General features: G+C 61.7%; 13 protein-coding genes. 8 read left to right on the top strand and 5 right to left on the bottom strand.

Annotation, left to right across the window (positions count from 1 at the left end):
* Positions 1 to 5: 5 nt before the first annotated feature.
* The 7 genes from GM658_RS09650 (at position 6) to GM658_RS09615 (ending at position 8,824) form a co-directional block, all read left to right on the top strand.
* Positions 6 to 827 (top strand): ABC transporter permease, encoded by an 822-nt coding sequence (locus GM658_RS09650; protein ID WP_155453810.1) that lies wholly within the window; start codon positions 6 to 8, stop codon positions 825 to 827.
* A 1-nt stretch (position 828) separates the two neighbouring features.
* A complete protein-coding gene (locus GM658_RS09645) occupies positions 829 to 1,626 on the top strand; it encodes an ABC transporter ATP-binding protein (RefSeq protein WP_155453809.1) in 798 nt (265 codons plus the stop codon).
* A 113-nt stretch (positions 1,627 to 1,739) separates the two neighbouring features.
* A complete protein-coding gene (locus tag GM658_RS09640; RefSeq protein ID WP_155453808.1) occupies positions 1,740 to 3,431 on the top strand; it encodes a sensor histidine kinase in 1,692 nt (563 codons plus the stop codon).
* Positions 3,428 to 4,921 carry a sigma-54-dependent transcriptional regulator gene (locus GM658_RS09635; protein ID WP_229416838.1) on the top strand — a complete coding sequence of 498 codons (1,494 nt, stop codon included), beginning with the start codon at positions 3,428 to 3,430 and terminating at the stop codon, positions 4,919 to 4,921. The genes GM658_RS09640 and GM658_RS09635 overlap by 4 nt, the downstream gene beginning before the upstream one ends.
* A gap of 62 nt (positions 4,922 to 4,983) precedes the next feature.
* Positions 4,984 to 7,719: an alpha-1,6-glucosidase domain-containing protein gene (locus GM658_RS09625; RefSeq protein ID WP_155453807.1), complete on the top strand. Its 2,736-nt coding sequence runs from the start codon at positions 4,984 to 4,986 to the stop codon at positions 7,717 to 7,719.
* A 26-nt stretch (positions 7,720 to 7,745) separates the two neighbouring features.
* On the top strand, positions 7,746 to 8,258 hold the full coding sequence (locus GM658_RS09620) for an O-acetyl-ADP-ribose deacetylase (RefSeq protein ID WP_155453806.1): 513 nt from the start codon (positions 7,746 to 7,748) through the stop codon (positions 8,256 to 8,258).
* A 23-nt stretch (positions 8,259 to 8,281) separates the two neighbouring features.
* Positions 8,282 to 8,824, top strand: coding sequence for a DUF488 domain-containing protein (locus GM658_RS09615; protein WP_155453805.1), 543 nt, complete (start codon positions 8,282 to 8,284; stop codon positions 8,822 to 8,824).
* Here GM658_RS09615 and GM658_RS09610 read toward each other — a convergent pair.
* From GM658_RS09610 to GM658_RS09595, 4 genes are all read right to left on the bottom strand, one after another.
* On the bottom strand, positions 8,787 to 10,421 hold the full coding sequence (locus GM658_RS09610) for an alpha-amylase family glycosyl hydrolase (protein WP_155453804.1): 1,635 nt from the start codon (positions 10,419 to 10,421) through the stop codon (positions 8,787 to 8,789). The genes GM658_RS09615 and GM658_RS09610 overlap by 38 nt on opposite strands.
* A gap of 8 nt (positions 10,422 to 10,429) precedes the next feature.
* A complete protein-coding gene (locus GM658_RS09605) occupies positions 10,430 to 12,064 on the bottom strand; it encodes an alpha-D-glucose phosphate-specific phosphoglucomutase (protein ID WP_155453803.1) in 1,635 nt (544 codons plus the stop codon).
* A 77-nt stretch (positions 12,065 to 12,141) separates the two neighbouring features.
* Positions 12,142 to 13,467 (bottom strand): MFS transporter, encoded by a 1,326-nt coding sequence (locus GM658_RS09600; protein WP_155453802.1) that lies wholly within the window; start codon positions 13,465 to 13,467, stop codon positions 12,142 to 12,144.
* A 109-nt stretch (positions 13,468 to 13,576) separates the two neighbouring features.
* Positions 13,577 to 15,883 (bottom strand): glycoside hydrolase family 31 protein, encoded by a 2,307-nt coding sequence (locus GM658_RS09595; RefSeq protein WP_229416837.1) that lies wholly within the window; start codon positions 15,881 to 15,883, stop codon positions 13,577 to 13,579.
* Positions 15,884 to 16,017: 134 nt separating this feature from the next.
* On the opposite strand from GM658_RS09595, the gene GM658_RS09590 reads away from it, so the two are divergent.
* Positions 16,018 to 17,823: a M2 family metallopeptidase gene (locus GM658_RS09590; protein WP_155453800.1), complete on the top strand. Its 1,806-nt coding sequence runs from the start codon at positions 16,018 to 16,020 to the stop codon at positions 17,821 to 17,823.
* Between the two features lie 43 nt (positions 17,824 to 17,866).
* Here GM658_RS09590 and GM658_RS09585 read toward each other — a convergent pair whose 3' ends face one another.
* A complete protein-coding gene (locus GM658_RS09585) occupies positions 17,867 to 20,599 on the bottom strand; it encodes a TonB-dependent receptor (RefSeq protein WP_155453799.1) in 2,733 nt (910 codons plus the stop codon).
* Positions 20,600 to 20,651 lie beyond the last annotated feature (52 nt).

Raw genomic sequence — 20,651 nt, 5'->3', positions numbered from 1 at the left:
ACATCATGGCAAAACTCAATTTGCGCCAGCTGGCCGCGGGCTCCGTGGTGCCGGTTCTGGTGATCGCCCTGTGGCAGGCCAGCGCTTCGCTGGAGTGGATCAACCCGCAAGTGCTGCCCTCCCCCTGGGCCGTTGTGACCAAATGGGTGGAGTACCTGCTGCCGCTGCAGCCTTACGACCCGGCAGCAACTTCCTGGCTGGCGTGGGCCTTCTCCGGCGAGCTGATTGGCGACACCATCAGCAGCATGTACCGCGTGCTGGTCGGCTTTGCCGTCGGCGCCGGCCTGGCCCTGCCTTTCGGCCTGGTGATGGGTTCGAGCAAGCGTATGTACGACTGGCTCAATCCCCTGCTGCAGGTGCTGCGCCCGATCCCGCCGATCGCCTATATTCCGCTGGCGATCCTGTGGTTCGGCCTGGGTAACGCACCGGCCGTGTTCCTGATTGCGCTGGGCGCCTTCTTCCCGGTGCTGATGAATACCATCGCCGGCGTGCGCCAGGTGGACGGCATTTATGTCCGCGCCGCCCGCAACTTGGGCGTCAGCCAGCGCACCATGTTCGTTCGCGTCATGCTGCCGGCGGCTGTGCCTTACATCCTGTCCGGCGTGCGTATCGGTATCGGTACCGCCTTCATCGTCGTGATCGTGTCCGAAATGATCGCTGTGAACAACGGCCTTGGTTTCCGCATCCTGGAAGCGCGCGAGTACTTCTGGTCGGACAAGATCATCGCCGGCATGATCAGCATTGGCCTGCTTGGCCTGGCGATCGATATTGGCATGAACAAGCTGAATAACCATTTGCTGCGCTGGCACCGTGGCCTGGAGAACTGAGATGAGCGCAACCCATATCGACGTCAAGCACGTCAACAAGGTATTCAAGACCGACAACCGTGAAGTGGTGGCGCTGCGCGACATCAACCTGCAGATCCCCCAAGGGCAGTTCGTCTGCCTGCTGGGGCCATCGGGCTGCGGCAAGTCCACGCTGCTGAATGCGATTGCCGGCTTTTCGCTGCCTTCCAGCGGCGAGATCACGGCCGACGGGCAGTTGATCTCCGGTCCAGGACCGGAGCGCGGCATGGTGTTCCAGGAATATGCGCTGTTCCCGTGGATGACGGTGGAGAAGAATATCGCTTTCGGCCTCGAGGTCAAAGGCATGGCTGCCGCGGAGATCAAGCAGCGCGTGGACCAGCTGCTGTCCATGCTGTCACTGTCGGATTTCCGTAACCGTTATCCGAAGGATCTGTCGGGCGGCATGCGCCAGCGCGTGGCGATTGCGCGCGTGCTGGCGCTCGATTCGCCGATCATGCTGATGGATGAACCGTTCGGCGCCCTGGATGCACTGACGCGCCGCAACCTGCAGGACGAATTGCTGCGCATTTGGTCTGAGCTGAAGAAGACCATTATCTTCGTGACCCATAGTATTGAAGAGGCGATTTACCTGGCGGACCGGATTGTGGTGATGACTTACCGTCCAGGTACGGTCAAGCGCGACATGATTGTGGAGTTGCCACGTTTGCGTGATCCGGCTTCGGCGGAATTCAATGCGCTCAAGCGCGAGTTGGGTGCGTTGGTGATGGAGGAGCAGCAGCGGCACCATAACGATGAGATGCGCATGGCTGCGGTTGACTAAAACCGGTAAACCAGTGTCCGACCCGCAGGGTCAGACACCTGATACGCGGCGGCCGCAGACCAGTGTCAGACCCTGCGGGTCTGACACTGCTTTACCGGTTTAAAATGACGCCTATGCGCAAACCCCACCTTCTGCTCTATCCCGCCGCCACCATCATCATCGTGTGCGCCTATCTGCTCGGCGCGCACCGCGCCGGCAACGAGCAGCTGGAACAAGGCCAGCGCCAGCTGCAACTCATGGCGCCCGAACTGCAATCCGTCCTGGAGCGCTTCGAAACCCTCCCCTTCGTGCTGGCCCAGCAACCCGACCTGCCCAACGCCCTGGCTCACCCGAACGACCCGCAAGCCATCGCGCGCCTGAACCAGACGCTGCAAACCATCCAGCAGCAAGCCAAGGTCGGCGCGCTCTACCTGATGGACCGCAACGGACTGACACTGGGGGCCAGCAACTGGGACCAGCCCCTCGGCTTCGCCGGCAAGAATTTCTCCTACCGTCCCTACTTCCAGGCCGCGCTGCACGGCGACGCAGGCCGCTTTTACGGCATCGGCACCAGCACCAGCGAAGCCGGCTACTTCATTGCGCAGCCAGTACGCCGCAACGGCGCCATCGACGGCGTGATCGCGGTCAAGATCAGCCTCGCCGAACTGGAACGCAACTGGAACAGCAGCGAAGACCCGATCGTGCTGGCAGACCGCCACGGCGTCATCTTTCTTGGCAACCGTCCCGCATGGCGCTACCACAGCCTCGGGCCGCTGCCGCCGGAAGCCTTGGCGGAACTGGCCAGCACGCAGCAATACACCGGCCGCAACGTGACACCGCTGGCGCGCAACCCCGGCCCGCGCGTGACGCAGGAAGTGGGCCGCCTGGGCTGGCAGCTGATGATCTTCCCGAACCAGTTGCGCGTGGTACGCAGCGGTATCAACTGGGCGCTGGCCGCCGCCTTGCTGCTTGCATGCGGCGGCGTTTCATATTGGGCCATGCACCAGCAACAGCGACGCCGCGAAGAACGCCAGGCCTTCGACCGTGAACTGGAATCGCGGATATTCCAGCGCACGCAGCAACTGAGCGAAACCAACCGCATCCTGCGCACCACGCAGAATGAGCTGGTGCAGGCCGGGAAGCTTGCCATGCTGGGCCAGATGGCCGCCGGCATGACGCATGAACTGAACCAGCCCTTGGCGGCCATCCGCGCCTTCGCCGATAATGCGCGCACTTTCCTGGAACGCGGACAGCCGGAACAGGCAGCCAGCAACCTGGGTCATATCGGCGACGCCAGCGCGCGCATGGGCGCCATCATCAGCCAGCTGAAGGGGTTTGCACGCAAGGACGAAACGGTCGGCCCAGTGGAACTGGGGCGGGCTGTGCGCAGTTCCGCCTTCCTGCTGGAGAGCGAGTGCAAGCGCTGCAACGTCGTGCTGGAAATCGACACCAGCGCCGCGCCGCTCACGGTGGCGGGCGATACGGTACGCATCGAGCAAGTGCTGATCAACCTGCTGCGCAATGCCCTCGATGCCGTGGAAGGCAGGCCGCAGCCGCGTGTTTCAGTTGTGCTGTCGCGCGAAGGAACCGACGGCGTGGCACGCATCAGCGATAGCGGCCCTGGCATTCCGCAAGAAGTGGCGGCCCACCTGTTCGAGCCGTTTTTCACCACCAAACCTGCAGGGCAAGGCCTGGGATTGGGGCTGGCGATTTCCTCGTCCATCGTGCAGGCGATGAACGGCCGGCTGAGCGCGCACAACATGGACGGCGGCGGCGCGCAGTTTGAGTTACGCTTACCGCTAATTGAAGAAGGAGCAGCGCGATGAAGGCGCTATTGGTTGAAGACGAGGCAGCACTGCGCCTGGCCACCTCGCAAACATTGGAACTGGGCGGCTTCGCCGTGCAGGCTTGCGCCAGCGCCGAGGAAGCGCTGTCCTTGCTGCGCCCCGACTATCCCGGCGTCGTGGTTACCGACGTACGCCTGCCGGGCATTTCCGGCCTGGATCTGCTGTTGCGCGTCGCGGCACTGGATGCCGAACTGCCGGTGATCGTCGTCACCGGTCACGGCGACGTGGACATGGCCGTCGCCGCCATGCACGCAGGCGCTTACGATTTCATCGAAAAACCCTTCTCTTCCGAACGCCTGATGGACGCCGTCAGGCGCGCGCAAGAGCGCCGCAGCCTTGTGCTGGAAAACCGTCACTTGCGTGCCGAGCGCGCGCAGCATCCCGACATGCCGGATCTCGTCGGCCGCTCGGAAGCGATCGAACATTTGAAGGTCGTCATGCGTAACGTGGCGCCGACCGGCGTCGACATCCTGGTCAACGGCCAGACCGGCACCGGCAAGGAAGTCATGGCGCGCCTGATCCATGCCGCCAGCGGCCGCAAGGGCAACTTCGTCGCCATCAACTGCGGTGCGCTGCCGGAGTCCGTGTTCGAAAGCGAAATTTTCGGCCACGAAGCCGGCGCCTTCACGGGAGCGCAGAAGCGCCGAATCGGCAAGCTGGAATTCGCCAACGGCGGCACCGTGTTCCTCGACGAGATCGAGAGCATGCCGCTGGCCCTTCAGGTCAAGCTCCTGCGGGTGCTGCAGGAACGGCGGCTGGAGCGCCTGGGCGGGAATGAATCGGTGGCGCTGGATTGCCGCGTGATCGCGGCCAGCAAAGCCGATCTGCTGGCCCTTTCCGCGCAAGGACTGTTCCGCGAAGACCTGTATTACCGCATTGGCGTGATCAGCATCGATCTGCCGCGCCTGCGCGACCGGCGCGAGGATATCCCGCTGCTGCTGGCGCACTTCGTCGCCGAGGCGTCCCAACGCTACCAGCGCCCGGTACCGCGCTGGACGCCGGAACAGATGGCATCGTGGCAGGCGGCGGATTGGCCGGGGAATGTGCGCGAATTGCGAAATTTCGCCGAGCGCCTTACCCTCGGCCTGGTTCCCGCAGCGGGCGCGGTGAACTACGCCGGGTCGTCTGCGCCGGCAAGTGCGTCGACCGGCGCGGGCATTTCAGCGCCGGCCGGCCTGGCGACGGATGCCGGACTTGAATGGGCCGCCGGCGCGGGATCTGCCGGCAGTGCCGCCATGTCGGCCGGCGCCGCGTCCGCGAGCGGCGTCGCCACCGCTGCGGGCGCGCCAATGGCCGGCGAGACGGAACAGCCTTCGCTTTCGCAGCAAGTCGACGCTTTCGAGCGCGACCTGATCCTGCGTGCGCTGGCCGCCGCCGACAACAACGTGGCGCTGGCTGCCGACCGCCTGCTCCTGCCGCGCAAAACGCTCTACGACAAGCTGAAAAAGCACCAGATCCAGCGCGAGTGAAATGTAGTAGAGCTACATAATTTAGGGTAAGATTTCTGTAGCATCACTACTACGGAGACATCATGAAGCAGCGCACCCTCGTCGCGGCCCTCCTGCCGGCCCTTGCCGCATTTCCCGCCGCAGCGGCGCCGACCACCGCCCTTAGCGCCGCGCCGACCGCATCCACGCCGCCAACGCTGGCCTCCTGCGATGCCCCGTTTGAAACGGTGCTCGCTCCTACCCAGGGTTTCGATGCCCGTGCCTTATGGCTCGATGGCCGCCTCGCCAAATGGACCGGCATCCAGGCGGAAGGCAGCTTCAAACTGTATTACGCCAACGCCGCCGGCATCAGCGCGCCCCTGGGCGGCGCTGTCAGCGGCGCAGAAGGCGCCCTGCCGATGTCAGTGGCGACGGCTGCACCGCCCGCTGCGCTGGCCGAGCGCTTCAAATACACCGGCGACGGAACGCTGCTCGCGCTATCGGACGCTGACCGTGCGCGCCTGCCTGCGCTGCTGGCAAAGCAGCTGGTGCTGGTGCAGGAAAACCAGGACGGCACGGTGCGCGATGCGACAGCGCTGCAAGTGCCGGGCGCCCTGGACCAGATTTACGCCGCCGCAGAACAGGCAACTGACCTTGGCGCCACCATCGCCCAAGGCAATACAACATTCAAGTTGTGGGCGCCAACCGCACAGCGCGTCGCCGTCTGCCTTTATGACACCGGCAGCGGCAAGCCAAAGTCCATCGCCACCATGCACGCCGATGCGAAGACAGGTATCTGGTCCGCCAGCGCACGTGGCGACCTGTTCAGCCATTACTACAAATACGTCGTGGACGTGGTGGCGCCGAAAACCGGCCTGGTGCGCAACCTGGTGACCGATCCTTATTCCGTCAGCCTGACAACCGACTCCGCCCGCAGCTACATCGCCGACCTGGCCGATCCACGCCTGGCGCCACCCGGCTGGAGCAAGGACCAGCCGCCCCCTACGGTCAAGGCCCAGCCCGACATGTCGATCTACGAATTGCACGTGCGCGATTTCTCGATCAATGATTTGTCGGTCAGTGCGCCGAACCGCGGCAAATACACCGCCTTCCGCGAAACCGGCTCCAACGGCATGAAGCACTTGGCCGCACTGGCCAAAGCCGGCCTGACCGACGTCCACCTGCTGCCGGTGTATGACCTTGGCAGCGTGCCGGAAAAGGGTTGCATTGCACCCGTCGTGCATGGCGCCCCGGACAGCGACCAGCAGCAGAAGATCATCAGCGACAATGCCCAGAAGGACTGCTACAACTGGGGCTATGACCCATGGCATTACAACGCGCCCGAGGGCAGCTACAGCACCGACGCTTCCGATGGCGCGCGCCGCATCATTGAATTGCGCGAGATGGTCATGGCCCTGCACAAGACCGGGCTGCGCGTTGGCACGGACGTTGTCTACAACCACACCTTCCGCGGCGGCCAGCAGGAACGCTCGGTACTGGACCGCATCGTGCCGGGCTACTACCAGCGCCTCAACCTGAAGGGCGACATCGAGAATTCGACCTGCTGCTACAACACGGCCACGGAAAATCGCATGATGGCCAAGCTGATGATCGACTCGGCCGAGCTGTGGACCAGGCATTACCACATCGACTCCTTCCGCTTCGACCTGATGGGCCACCAGCCGCGCGCGGCGATGGAGGCCCTGCAGGCGCGCGTCGACAAGGCGGCCGGACGGCATGTGAACCTGATCGGCGAAGGCTGGAATTTCGGCGAAGTGGCAAATGGCGCGCGCTTCGTTCAGGCTTCGCAATTGTCGCTGAACGGCAGCGGCATCGGCACCTTCAGCGACCGCGCACGCGATGCAGTGCGCGGCGGCAGTGCCGGCGACTCCGGGCAGCAGACGATCGCGCAGCAGGGCTACGTGAACGGATTGGTGTATGACCCGAATGCCGGCGCAGGCTTGCGGCCCGTAACCGATCTGCTGGCGGCTTCGGACCTGGTGAAAGTCGGCCTGGCCGGCTCCATCCGCAGCTACCGCATGCAGACGTTTAACGGCCAGACCAGGGAGCTGCAAGCCATTGTCTATGGCGGCAACCAGCCGGCAGGCTATGCCAGCCAGCCGGGCGAAGTAGTCAACTACGTGGAGAACCACGACAACCAGACGCTGTACGACGCCAATGTCTTCAAGCTGCCGCTATCAACCACCAGCACCGACCGCGCGCGCGTGCAGATGCTGGCGGCGGCCATCAATGCTTTCTCGCAAGGAGTGGCCTACTACCACGCCGGTTTCGATATCCTGCGCTCCAAGTCGATGGACCGCAACAGCTTCGAATCGGGCGACTGGTTCAATCGCCTGGACTGGTCGTACCAGACCAATAATTTCGGCGTGGGCTTGCCGCCAGCCGCGGACAACGGCAAGGACTACGCGCTGATGCAGCCGTTGCTGGCCAATCGCGCTTTGCAGCCGGCACCTGCCGATATTGCGTTCGCTCGCGACACCTTCCGCGATCTGCTGCGCATTCGCGCCAGCAGCACCCTGTTCCGCATGCGCACGGCGGAAGATATCAAACAGCGCCTGCATTTCCTGAATACGGGCCCCGACCAGGTTGCTACTGTCGTGGCGGCGCGCCTGGACGGCAGCGGCTATGAAGGCGCCCGCTTCCGCACCATCGCCTACTTCATCAACGTCGATAAGGTCGAGCAGGCCATCGTTGCAAAGAGCGAGGCAGGTAAAGCATACCGCCTCCATCCCGTCCAGGCCGGGTCGCCCGGCCGCTACGACGCTGCGACGGGCAGCTTCACCATTCCGCCCCGGACGGCTATAGTATTTGTTGAATAAACTCCAGGGTCGAATTCCACTTACTCATGTCAACCATTCTTCGCGCGATTCAAGGCGACATCACGACGCTTACTGTGGACGCCATCGTCAATGCTGCAAACTCATCGCTGCTCGGCGGCGGCGGCGTTGACGGCGCGATCCATCGCGCCGCCGGGCCGGAGTTGGTGCATGAATGCCGTCTCCTCGGTGGCTGCAGAACTGGCCAGGCGAAGCTGACAAAGGCTTACCGCCTTCCGGCGAAGTATATTATTCATACGGTCGGACCGGTCTGGCGCAGCGGCACCAACGGGGAGCCTGAGCTTCTGGCGGCGTGCTATCGCAACAGCGTGGAACAAGCATCCAGGAGCGGCGCTGTAACCTTGGCATTTCCCAGCATTAGCACGGGTATCTATGGATATCCCATAGAACTGGCCGCCAAGCTGGCTGTATCGACGGTTCGTGCAGCAGCGGAAGAATTTTCGGTAGTTGAGGAAGTCATCTTCTGCTGCTTCTCACAAGCCGATCTTGTCATCTACAAAGGAATTCTCGAGCAAACTTAGGAACTGCTATCGCGGAGACTCACATGGCTTCGGAACTCGTCTGCACCATCGGCCATTCGAACCGCACAATCGAGGAATTTATTGGATTGCTACGGCAGAATGGCATTGCATGCCTGCTCGACATCAGGACGGTGCCGAAGTCGCGGCATAACCCGCAGTTCGGGCAGGACGAGCTCGCGGCGTCATTGAAAAGCGCGGGAATCGAGTACCGCTACATGCGCGGGCTTGGCGGCCTGCGCCACCCGCGCAAGGATTCGCCAAACACCGGCTGGCGCAACACATCGTTTCGCGGTTATGCCGACTACATGCAGACTGAAGAATTTGCCGCCAACGTCGACCAGGTTGTCGAACTTGGCCGCAGCAAGGCCTGCGTGTTGATGTGCGCGGAAGCGGTACCGTGGCGCTGCCACCGTTCCCTGGTGGCGGACGCCTTGCTGGTGCGCGGCGTACGCGTCGACGATATCATCGACGCGCGCCAGAGGCGCCCGCATAAGCTGACGCCCTTTGCCAGCGTAGATGGCTTGCGAATTACTTATCCGCCGGAAGACGAGCCAGCAAAACCGTAGAACTCTTGCCGCTGGTATGCACAACGCCGTCCTTCACCGTGTACGACGCGCCTGAATAGGCATCCTTCACCCTCGCGCCATCGGCAAACATCCCGCCGACGGAAATATCGACCGGCTGTCCTGTCTTCACATCCAGCGCCACGACAACCTTGTCTTCACCCCGCACGCGGCTGAAGGTGTACGGCGCGTCGGCCAGCTTCTTGTGTTCGCCGGCGCCGATGGCGGGATGCATTTGCCGGAACGCGCCCAGCTTCGCCCAATGCGCGCGCACCTTTGCGTTGGCCTTCATATCGCCCCAGTTCATGAAGGAGCGCAGCTTTGCATCGCCCTTCGCGTCGGCCACGTCGAGACGACGTGAAATTTCGTCGCCGTAGTAAATCTGCGCCACGCCAGGCGCCAGCAGCAGCTTGCTGGCCGTTTCAAACGGCTTCTCGCGCGCCGGATCATAAGGATTGCCATCATCGTGGGAGCCCATGTAGTTCAGCACCGTGTGCCCTTTCAGCGGCCCCGCCAGCTGCGTGGCGTACTTGCTGAAGATCGACTCGTAATCGCCCTTTGCATCGAACACCATGCCGAAGTTGATCAGGGCATCAAAGCCATTGGCATAGTAGTTCGCCTTCGCGCCACCGCCGATATCGAAATCCTGTCCATGCGCGATATTGTAGTTGTACACCTCGCCCAGCATGAAGAAACGGCCATCGCCCAGTACCTTCTTCGGATTCAGGCTTTTCCATTCATCGTGCGCGGCCAATGCGACCTTGTGCAGCTCCGCCCAGACGGCAGGTTCAACGTGCTTTGCCGTATCGGCGCGGAAGCCGTCGACACCGTACTTGCGCACCCAGTCGGCATGCCATTTCATCAGGTAGTAGCGCGGCGCGCGCGGGTAGCCGGTGCGGGCGAAGAACTGTTCCAGCTCTTTTACTTCGCGCTCGTAGCGCCCTTCTGCCTTCCACTTTTCAACCAGGGCTGCAGGCAGCTCCACCGGAGCATCGCTCTCGGTGCGAAAGTCCGGCAGGTTCTTCACCAGGGTGCAGCTGACCGTTGTCGGCGCGTCCTTGTATGTGCACTGCGGCTCGGTGCGCACCCAGCCTTCAGGCCAGACTGGATCGCTTTGGGTCACCGGACCGGTATGATTCATCACCACATCCAGCAGAACGCGGATCCCTCGGGCGTGGGCGGCTTCGACGAAATCGCGGAAGTCCTTCTCGGTGCCAAGATTGGCATCCATCGCAGTGAAGTCGCGCGCCCAGTAACCGTGGAAGCCGTAGGATTTTCCTGTGCCTTCATCCGTGCCGGCGTGAATTTGTTCGACCGGCGGCGTAGTCCAGATCACGTCCACGCCCAGGTCGTCGAAGTAGCCTGACTTGATCTTCGCCGTCAGCCCCTTGAAGTCCCCGCCCATGAAACCGCGCAAGGGCGCCGCATCCGCCTTGCGGCCGTATTCCAGGTCGTTGGCCTTGTCGCCGTTGGCGAAGCGGTCGGTAATCAGGAAGTAGACAGTCGCATTCTCCCAAAGGAAAGGCTTGGGCTGCGCCGCCAGTGCGCTGTGCGCGCCAGTGGCAAGCATGAGGGAAAATGCAAGGGATGAAAGTTTCATTCGCTTTCCTATGTGATGACGGTTGGATTGGTGCGGCCTGTATGCATGACGATGCTCGCCACGCTGTCTGCAATGGCAATCAGCCCTGCCAGGGCTTGCTGCGTTGGGATATGGTGCTGTGCCGGATCGGCTTCAAAACGTTCGAGGTAGACGCGCAAGGTTGCGCCTTCGGTGCCGGTGCCGGACAGGCGGTACACGATGCGCGAGCCGTCCGTCATCATGATGCGGATGCCCTGCTGGCTGGCGTGCGAACCGTCCACCGGATCGGTATATTCGAAATCGTCTGCCGCCTGCACTTCGTAATGGTTCAGCTTCTGGCCCGGCAGGTTGCTCAGCTTGATGCGCAAGTCCTGCATCAAGAGGTGCGCCGCATCAGCGTCAATGGCTTCGTAATCGTGGCGCGAATAGTAGTGCCGGCCAAAGCGTTGCCAATGAGCGGTGACGATATCGCGTACCGAACCGCCCCGCACTGCCAGCAGGTTAAGCCAGAACAGCACTGCCCACACGCCGTCCTTTTCGCGGATATGGCGCGAGCCGGTGCCGTAGCTCTCCTCACCGCACAGCGTGGCCTTGCCTGCATCGAGCAAGGTGCCAAAGTACTTCCATCCTGTTGGCGTCTCGTAGCAGGGCACGCCCAATGCATCCGCCACGCGGTTCGCCGCGCGCGAAGTTGGCATGGAGCGCGCAATGCCGGAAATGCCGTCTGCATAGCCCGGCGCCACCGTGGCATTCGCCGCCAGCACGGCGAGGCTGTCGGACGGTGTCACGACAAAATCGCGGCCCACGATCATGTTGCGGTCGGCGTCGCCGTCGGAGGCAGCGCCAAAATCCGGCGCGGCATTGGCGCACATGATGTCAATCAGTTCTTCAGCAGTGACCGGATTCGGATCGGGGTGCAGGCCGCCAAAGTCTTCCAATGGCACCCCGTTAATCACCGTGCCGGCGGGCGCGTCCAACATGCCTTCCAGGATGGCGTGCGCATAAGGGCCGGAAACAGCGTGCATGGCATCGAAGCGCATGGTGAAGCCAGCGGCGAACAGGCGGCGGATGGCGTCGAAGTCGAACAATTGCGACATCAGCTCCGCATAGTCGGCAACTGAATCGATCACTTCGACCGTCATGCCCTCGATCTTCACGCTGGCGCCGGCCCTGTCGATGTCGACGTCCGGCGCATTGCTGATGCAGTATTGAGAGAGCGCCAGCGTGCGCTGGTAGATTGCCTCGGTCAGCGCTTCCGGTGCAGGGCCGCCGTTTTCAGCGTTGTATTTGATGCCGAAGTCACCATCCGGGCCACCGGGATTGTGGCTGGCGGACAGGATGATGCCGCCGGATGCGCCATGCTTGCGGATAACGCAGCTGGTAGCCGGCGTCGACAGGATCCCGCCCTGCCCCAGCAGCACGCGGGCATAGCCATGCGCCGCAGCCATCTTCAGGATGACCTGGATCGCGTTTCGGTTGTGGAAACGGCCATCCCCGCCCAGCACCAGAGTTTTGCCGGCGGCATCACCCAGGGTATCGAACAGGCCCTGGACGAAGTTTTCGAGATAGTGCGGCTGCTGGAAAACTGCGACTTTCTTGCGCAGTCCCGAAGTCCCCGGACGTTGCCCGGGGATGGGAGTAGTTGCTACCGTCTGCATTGCCATATTCGCTCCTCATGGGTCTACGTCGCAGAGGATATTTTTACCGCGAATGGCGCGTTCGGTGCGCGCCGCTGGATGGCTCAGGCTTCTTTCTTCGCCGAATCGCTCACGATCAGGGTCAGGATGCCGCCAATCGCCATCGAGACGCCGCCAAGAACCAGCACGTTGACCGAATGGCCGCCGAACAGGTGTTTGATGACGGGGCCGAGCACCAGGTTGGCGACGATTTGCGGCAGCACCACGAAGTAGTTGAACACACCCATGAAGTAACCCATGCGCTTGGCCGGCAAGGCGCCCGCCAGGATCGCATATGGCATGGTCAGGATGCTGGCCCACGCAATGCCCACCCCGATCATCGGCAGCATCAGCACGTTCTTGTCGTGGATGAAGGCGATGCTGATCAGGCTCAGGCCACCAATCACGAGGCAAAGCATGTGCACGAATTTACGGCTGGTGGCATGCGCCAGCTTAGGCAGCACGAAGGCGACCAGCGCGGAAACGCCGCCATACACGGCGAACAGGTTGCCGACCCAGTTGCCCGCTTCCTGGAAGATGGCCGACTTGCCATCGACCGTGCCGAAGACGTTTTCCGCCACGGCTGGCGTGGTAAAGACCCACATGCCCATCAGCGAGAACCAGGTGAAGAACTGCACCAGCGCCAGCTGCACCATGGTCTTCGGCATGTGCACGAAGCCGCCAAATACCTCCTTCAGCGAGTAGATCAGGCCTCGGCGCTGGGCTTTCTCCATGCGGAATTTCTCCATATCCTCCGGCGGCAGTTCGTCGGAAGACAGCACGGTCCACAGCACTGACAGGAAATAGGCGGTGCCGCCAGCATAGAACGAGTAGCGTACGGAATCCGGAATGGCGCCGTTCACCACTTCATTACTGACATGCAGGTAATTCGTGAAGATCATCGGCAGCAGCGAAGCAATCACGCCGCCCAGGCCAATGAAGAAGGTCTGCATTGCAAAGCCGGCTGTCTGCTGTGATTCATCCAGCTTGTCGCCGACGAAGGCGCGGAACGGCTCCATCGAGATATTGATGGAGGCATCCATCAGCCACAGGACCAGGATCGCCATCCACAGGGCCGTCGAATTGGGCATCAGGAACAGCGCAATGCTGGCGAGCAGCGCGCCAATGAAGAAGAAAGGACGGCGGCGGCCCCATGTTGCGTGCCAGGTGTTGTCGCTCAGGTAGCCGATGATCGGCTGCACCAGCAGGCCGGTAACCGGCGCGGCGAGCCAGAACAGCGGCAGTTCGTCCGGGGTTGCACCCAGGGTGGAGAAAATGCGGCTGGTATTGGTGTTCTGCAGCGCGAAACCAAACTGAATGCCGAAGAAGCCGAAGCTCATGTTCCACAACTGCCAGAAGGTCAGGCGCGGTTTGCTGATGATCGAATGCATTTGCATTTCTGTCCCCGAGTAATTTGTAGCAAAATAACACGGTGATTTAGGGCTGTCAATGCACAGACAGCCCGTAAACACTCAGTTTTTACGACATTTTGTAGTCATGCTACAGAATCACTGCCAATTTTGCCTTCATTGCACTACGGGCTGGCAGGACCACTTGCAGGGTCCGGCTTTGGGCATCCCAGCGTGACGCCACGTCCTTGCCATCGCAACGCACGCTGCGTGGGCGGCTCGCTACGTTATGCACCTTGAGCGTATAGGTGCGCACCACGGGCTGCCAGGATTTGCCTACTTCGGTCTCGATGCCGATTTCGAGACTCGCAGCCGTCGCAGCGCCGCTGAAATGGGCGATTTCATATTTGCCTTGCTGGTAAGCGTTGGCGGTGGCGCCATCGTCTTCATACAGCTTGCCGTTGGTGGCGCCGGCATTGGCGTCGTAGTAGTAATTCAACGCGATTTGCCTGGTGCTGTAGTCGCGCGTGGTCTGCACCACGTTCGCCATCGGCACGAAGGCGCCAGCACGCACGAAGACCGGAATGTGCTCGGCCACCACCGGCACCACCTCATTGATGCCGCCTTTGTGCGCCGCGCCCGTGTAGAAGTCAAACCACGTCCTGGCCGACTTGGGGAAGTTCACTTCCTTGCGCTGGGCGCCCGGCTCCGTAATAGGCGCAACCAGGATGTCGCGGCCCCACAAATAGGTCGAGGACCCGCCGTTTTCGCTGTCTTCGAACATGAGCGGCCGCATCAGCGGCAGGCCGGTCTGGCTGTTATCGAAGGCCGCGCTGTAGTTATACGGCAGCATGGCGTAGCGCAGGCGGATCGCATCGCGCGCCAGCGACTTGGTGTGTTCGGTGCGGAACACTGGCTCGGCCGGCACCTCTTCCTGCGCGTGCGGGCGGAACACCGGCTGGAATACGCCGTACTGCAGCCAGCGCACATACAGCTCGTCGTCCAGCATTGGCGAGGCAAAGCCGCCGAGGTCGGAGTGCATATAGGCCAGGCCTTGCATGCCCATTTGCAGCGCGATCTCCATTTGCGACTGCAGGCCGCCCCAGCTGCGCTGCACGTCGCCCGACCATGGAATCATGCCGAAGCGCTGCGAGCCCGAATAACCGGCGCGCATCAGGATGAAAGGGCGCTCGTTCGGGAAGTCCTTCTGGTAGCCTTCCGCGATCAGGCGCGCCCAGTCGTGGCCGTAGATATTGTGCACCTGGTCGGCGCCCAGTTGGCCGTTGCTGCCGTGGCGCAGGGCGGCCGGATGCACTTCCGGCTCGCCCAGGTCACCCCACCAGCCGGCCACGCCGCCGGCTTTCAGGTCCTTGTAGATATTCCAGAACCATTCGCGCCCCTCTGGGCGGTACAAGTCCACCAGGCCCGTATGTCCGAAGTAGAAGTTGTATGTGAACGGCGCGCCAGCCGCATCGGTAGCCAGCACTTTCCTGTCGACCGCTTCCTGCCAGCGGCTGGAAGTGGTCAGCACGAAAGGCTCGGTGATGACCACCGTTTTCACGCCTTTCGCGGCCAGGTCGGCCATCATGCCTTGCGGGTTCGGGAAGCTCTCCTTGTCCCAGGCCAGGTTGCCCATGGTGCCTTTGACGGTCTTGCCGAACCAGTACAGGTCCAGCACCACCGCGTCGACCGGGATCTTGTCGGCGATGAACTTGTCGACCACGGCGCGGGTTTCAGCCTCTGTGTGGTAGCCGAAGCGGCTGGCGAAATTGCCGAAAGCCCAGCGCGGCGGCAGCGGCTGGCGGCCGGTCAGGCTGGTGTAATTGGCCACCACGTCTTCCCACTGCTCGCCCGCGATCACCTGGTATGTCTTGCGGCCGCCGATGGTTTCGTAAGACAGCGTGCCGTCTTTCTTGCTGTCGAAGTCCAGGTAGCCGGTCTGCGGATTATCAAAATGCAGTGCGTACTTCTTCGACGACAGCGCCATCGGGATCGTAAAGTTCAGCAGCTGCGAACGCGCTTCGTAGCCGTAGTGGGCGCGGTTGTACAACTGGAAGCGGTTGCCGCGGCGGTTCATGCCAACTGCGCGCGCGCCGGCGCCGTACAGGGCCTCGTCGCCATCCAGCGCAAATTCAATGGCCTCCAGCTTGCCTTCATGGAGGTAGCCGCGCTTTTCCGCCACCAGGGGCTGCCCCTTGTAGGCATAGCTGATACGGAATGGCTGCTTTTCAACGCGCACGGTGATGCCGGGCGTAGCGAATTCCAGCACGCCGCCCTCGTCGCGTAGCGTAGTTGCCACAGTTTCCGGCGCCATGATGACCGCGTGGGATACCGGATCGGCCACTTCCCCTTTCGGGATAAAACTGGTCTCCACCACCGCCGCGGAGTACGGTTTGATGATGTAAATGCCATCGTTTGTGCGGATTTCCAGCGCATTGCCCTTGTTTGCGGCAGACATGAAATGGCGATCCGCGTTCTGCGCCAAAGCCGCCTGGCTAATAAGGGCCAATATTGCAAATTTAATTAGTTTCATAGGGTGATATATTACCGAGCAGTTTTATCTGAGAGGAGAATGAATTGATTAAAACGACTATGAAAAAGCCATTGGCACTGGCGCTGGGCCTGGCCCTGGCGGCAGGTTTTGCCCACGCCGCACCAGCCCAGAAAAAAGCCAAAGGCACTCCGGCCGAGGCGAAAAAATTCATCGCGCAGACCGAGGAGAAATTCGACAAGCTGGGCAACGACGCCAACAAGGCTGCCTGGGTAGCGCAAAACTTCATCACCGACGACACCGAAGCGCTGACCGCCTACTTTGGCGAGCAGCAGCTGGATGCGGCCGGCCAGGCCGCGCTGGAGGCCCGCCGCTTCAACGGCGTGAAACTGCCGGACGATGAAGCGCGCAAGATCAAGCTGCTGCAGCTGACGCTGATGCTGCCGGATCCAAAAGAGCGCCAGGCCTACGCCGACGACAACGCCAAACTGAATGGCGCCTACGGCAAGGCCAAGTACTGCCCTGGCGAAGGCAAGCCATGCCTGGCGCTGGGCGACCTGGAAAAGACCCTGGCCACCAGCCGCGATCCGAAAGTCCTGCTGGACGCATGGAACGGCTGGCATATGCAATCGCCTTCCTACAAGAAGCTGTATAGCGAATACATCGAGCTGTCCAACAAGGGCGCGCGCGAAATGGGCTATGCCGACACCGGCGCCTTGTGGCGCTCGGGCTACGACATGAAGCCGGAAGAATTCTCGGCCGAGATGGAGCGCATCTGGCAGCAGGTGAAACCGTTGTACGATTCCCTGCACACCTACGCCCGCTACAAGCTGCGCGAAACCTACGGCCCTGACGTCGTGCCGCTGACCGGCCCGATCCCGGCCCACCTGTTCGGCAATATGTGGAGCCAGAGCTGGGAAAACATCTACCCGATCCTGATGCCTGCCAGCGGCGCGTCCAAGTTCGACCTGACCAATGTGCTGGAAGAGAAAAAGACCACGGCCAAGGAAATGGTGCAATACGGCGAGCGTTTCTACACCTCGCTGGGCATGCCGAAGCTGCCGGAGACCTTCTACCAGCGCTCCCTGCTGGAAAAGCCGCGTGACCGCGACGTGGTGTGCCACGCCTCCGCATGGCAGCTCGATGGCAAGGACGATGTGCGCATCAAGATGTGCATCCGTCCGACCGAAGAAGAATTTGCCGTCATCCACCATGAGCTGGGCCACATTTATTACGACCTGGCTTACAAGAACCAGTCCAACCTGTTCCGCAACGGCGCCAACGACGGCTTCCACGAAGCCATCGGCGACACCATTGCCCTGTCCATCACGCCCAACTACCTGAAGAAGGTCGGCCTGATGAACGAGAACCCGGACCCGAACGCCGACATCGGCGTGCTGCTCAAGCGCGCACTGGCCAAGGTTGCCTTCCTGCCGTTCGCCTACTCGGTCGACAAATGGCGCTGGGACGTTTATGCCGGCAAAACCAAGCCGGCCGACTACGACAAGAGCTGGTGGCAGCTGCGCGAGCAGTACATGGGCGTGAAACGCCCGTCGCCGATGCTGGCAGACGGCTTCGACGCCGGCGCCAAGTACCACGTTGCCGCCGACGTGCCGTACGCACGCTACTTCCTGGCCCACCTGCTGCAGTTCCAGTTCCACCGCGCCCTGTGCAAGGAAGCCGGCTTTACCGGTCCGCTGCACCAGTGCTCGATCTACGGCAGCGAAAAAGCCGGCAAGAAGCTGTGGTCCATGCTGGAAATGGGCACCTCCAAGCCATGGCCTGAAGAGCTCAAAGTGGCCACCGGCGAAGACCGCATCGACGGCCAGGCCCTGCTGGACTACTTCGCCCCGCTGAAAGTCTGGCTGGACGAGCAAAACAAGCAGCTGGCCGCCAAGGCCAAGTAAAAAAACGGGGGCCGCGGCCCCCGTTTTTATTGCTACTGGATGCTTAGAACTTGTAGTTCGCGCCCAGCAGGATGGTACGGCCATACTTCTGGTATTCCAGCTGCTGGTTGTGGTTGCCGTTGTAGGTCTCGTAGGCGGCGTTACGCAGGTTGTTCGCCTGCAGGACCAGGCCTACGCCCTTGAACATGCCCTCGTTGAAGGTGTAGCCAATCTGGAAGTCCAGGATGTTTTCACCAACAACGTAGCGCAGCGAACGCTCGCCGGCGAAGTTGCCGATTTCACCCACGAAGTCCGAACGGCGACGGTTGCTCAGGCGGGTCTCGAAACCATTCTTCTCGTAATACACGGTCAGGTTGCTGGTGTTCTTCGACAGGCCTGGCAGCATGATGTTCTTGCCCAGGCTGGAGCTTGGCTCCTCGATGGTGATCTTGCTGTCGTTGTACGAGTAGCTGCCGCTCACGCCGAAGCCGTCCAGCACCGGGGTCAGCATGTTCAGTGGCAGGGAAGCGGTCAGCTCCACGCCCTTCAGGTTGCCGCCTTTGCCGTTGTATGGCGCGGAGTAGTTACCAAACGGGGTAATGGCTTTGGTACCTGGAATCTGGGCCGAGAAGTCGTGCTGCAGAGTCTGGGTGTAGATGTAGGTATCCAGCTTCTTGTAGAAGTACGCCAGTGCCACATATGCCTTTTTGCCGAAGTATTTTTCATACGACAGGTCGAAGGCCTTGGCGCGCCATGGATCCAGCTGGGCGTTGCCGCCGCTGCCGCTTGGCTTGAAGTCGTTGGTGCCGACGTTGAAGTCCAGGGCGGAACGCAGCTGGTCGACACGTGGACGAGCGATCTGCTTGGCCAGCGCCATACGGATGGTGTGATCGTTCGGCAGCTGGAACGCCAGGTTCAGGCTAGGCAGCACGTCGGTGTAGGTCTTGCCGTCGTGGACCGGCTTGACTTGCTGGCCGGCTGGAGCGGTGCCGTCCCAGTAGTTGGAATCGGACGACTGGTCGGTGTGCTGGATCTGCACGCCAACGTTACCGCGCAGGCTGACATCGCCCATTTCGTGTTCGATGTTGGCTTTAGCGAAGGTGGTGGTGATCTTCTCTTTCACCGACCATGCCTTGGCGATCAGGTAGTCCTTGTCTTCAGTCGGAGCGAAGGTCATGTACTTGGCCACAACGCCAGGCACGTTCCACGCAGGGATGGTGCCCACGCCAGCCCAGCCCAGGTCGACCGGGTTGTACAGCAGGTCGGACGAAATGGTGGACGGAGCGCCTGCCAGGTTGATGTTGCCTTCCGGCTGGTGCTTGACCTTGCTGCGGTCGGAACGGTGGATACCGAAGTCGAAGCTCGAGAAGTACTGCTCAAGCGCGCCGGATGCCTGGATATTGGCTGCCAGCTTGAAGCCGTTCAGCGCATCTTCGACGTGCGGGGTCTTGCCGTAGCCGGAACCGTAGATGGTGTTACGCACGTACAGGTTGGCTGGGTTGCTGTAATCGCGGCCCGGGTCCATGGTCGGGAAAGCGCCGCTGCGCAGCGCCAGCGCTACGGAATCCAGGTATGGATTGCCGGCTGCATCGCTGATCTGCAGGTTGTTTTCCAGGTTGGTCTCATCTCGCTTGGCAGTGGAGCGGCTCACGTCAGCCACTACCGACCAGCCGTTCTGGCGCCATTCGTTGTTCCAGCCAATTGCGCGGATCTCGTCCTTGCGCTTGTCGTACATGCCGCGTACCAGTGGGTACACGTTGTTTGCCGTACCGGTGGCAAATGCGCCGTCGGCAGTGGTGACGTTGGTGAACAGCAGGTCAGGCTTGTTGCCGCCGTTGTAGCCGCCAATGTGGACTTCAAACTGGTTGGCAGTGTCTTCATGCTTGAATTGCGACGCGTACACGTCGATCATCGAGGTGAAGTTCTTGTTTGGACGGTATTGCAGCACGCCCATCAGGCCGTCGCGCTTGTTGTAGCCGCTGCGTTCCAGGGACTTGATGCCGTCGGTGACGTTGGTACCGGCAGGCACGCCGGCACGCGATTCGTTCTTCCATGGCTCGTACAGGCCGGTTTCCTGGTCCAGCACAGGGGAGTCCAGGTGGGCAAAGCCCAAGGCCACGCCAATGGTGCGGTCCGCAAACTGGTCGATGTAGCTGAAGCTGAAGCGGTTGCCGGTCGACTTGGTGTCGGCGATCTTGCCCAGCGAGTTCTTTTCCATGCGGGCGTTCATGGACACGGTGCGGCCGCCGAAGGCCAGCGGACGCACGGTCTGCAGGTCCAGGGTGCCGGACAGGCCCTGGCCAACCATGCCAGCGTCCGGGGTCTTGTAAATGGTGACGCCGCTGATCAGTTCCGATGGATACTGGTCGAATTCAACGCTGCGGTTATCGCCGGTCGACACTTGCTCGCGGCCGTTCAGCAGGGTGGTCGAGAAGTCAGGCGACAGGCCGCGCACCGAAATGTTTTGCGCACGGCCGGCAACGCGCTGGGCGGCCAAGCCTGGCAGGCGGGCGATGGATTCTGCGATGGAGGTGTCTGGCAGCTTGCCGATGTCTTCTGCGGAGATGGCCTCGACGATGGAAGTGGCGTTCTTCTTGACGGAGATCGCATCTTCAATACCGCGGCGGATGCCCGACACGGTCACGGATTGGATCGGCGCAGCATCTGCGGCCTGCTCGGCGGTGGTAGTCTGCGCGTAGGCAGAGCCCGCGAAGGCGGATACGAAAACAGCACACCCGGCCGCAACCGGACTCAGTCGGAAAGCGGTATTGCCTCGCTTGTTGGCGAAGATAGTCATCAAAGTCCCCTCACTCATATAAACATTCTTTCCCGCAACCTACACTGACCGG

Source organism: Massilia eburnea (genome assembly GCF_009720745.1).
GTDB classification, from domain to species: Bacteria; Pseudomonadota; Gammaproteobacteria; order Burkholderiales; family Burkholderiaceae_D; genus Rugamonas; species Rugamonas eburnea.
The sequence above is the reverse complement of the archived record's forward strand: the minus strand, read 5'-3'. Positions and strand labels throughout refer to the sequence as shown.

Coding starts and splice junctions, on each gene's coding strand:
- GM658_RS09590 (WP_155453800.1), top strand. CDS start 16,018: ATGAAAAAGCCATTGGCACTGGCGCTGGGCCTGGCCCTGGCGGCAGGT.
- GM658_RS09635 (WP_229416838.1), top strand. CDS start 3,428: ATGAAGGCGCTATTGGTTGAAGACGAGGCAGCACTGCGCCTGGCCACC.
- GM658_RS09595 (WP_229416837.1), bottom strand. CDS start 15,883: ATGTCTGCCGCAAACAAGGGCAATGCGCTGGAAATCCGCACAAACGAT.
- GM658_RS09645 (WP_155453809.1), top strand. CDS start 829: ATGAGCGCAACCCATATCGACGTCAAGCACGTCAACAAGGTATTCAAG.
- GM658_RS09625 (WP_155453807.1), top strand. CDS start 4,984: ATGAAGCAGCGCACCCTCGTCGCGGCCCTCCTGCCGGCCCTTGCCGCA.
- GM658_RS09610 (WP_155453804.1), bottom strand. CDS start 10,421: ATGAAACTTTCATCCCTTGCATTTTCCCTCATGCTTGCCACTGGCGCG.
- GM658_RS09615 (WP_155453805.1), top strand. CDS start 8,282: ATGGCTTCGGAACTCGTCTGCACCATCGGCCATTCGAACCGCACAATC.
- GM658_RS09650 (WP_155453810.1), top strand. CDS start 6: ATGGCAAAACTCAATTTGCGCCAGCTGGCCGCGGGCTCCGTGGTGCCG.
- GM658_RS09600 (WP_155453802.1), bottom strand. CDS start 13,467: ATGCATTCGATCATCAGCAAACCGCGCCTGACCTTCTGGCAGTTGTGG.
- GM658_RS09585 (WP_155453799.1), bottom strand. CDS start 20,599: ATGACTATCTTCGCCAACAAGCGAGGCAATACCGCTTTCCGACTGAGT.
- GM658_RS09620 (WP_155453806.1), top strand. CDS start 7,746: ATGTCAACCATTCTTCGCGCGATTCAAGGCGACATCACGACGCTTACT.
- GM658_RS09640 (WP_155453808.1), top strand. CDS start 1,740: ATGCGCAAACCCCACCTTCTGCTCTATCCCGCCGCCACCATCATCATC.
- GM658_RS09605 (WP_155453803.1), bottom strand. CDS start 12,064: ATGGCAATGCAGACGGTAGCAACTACTCCCATCCCCGGGCAACGTCCG.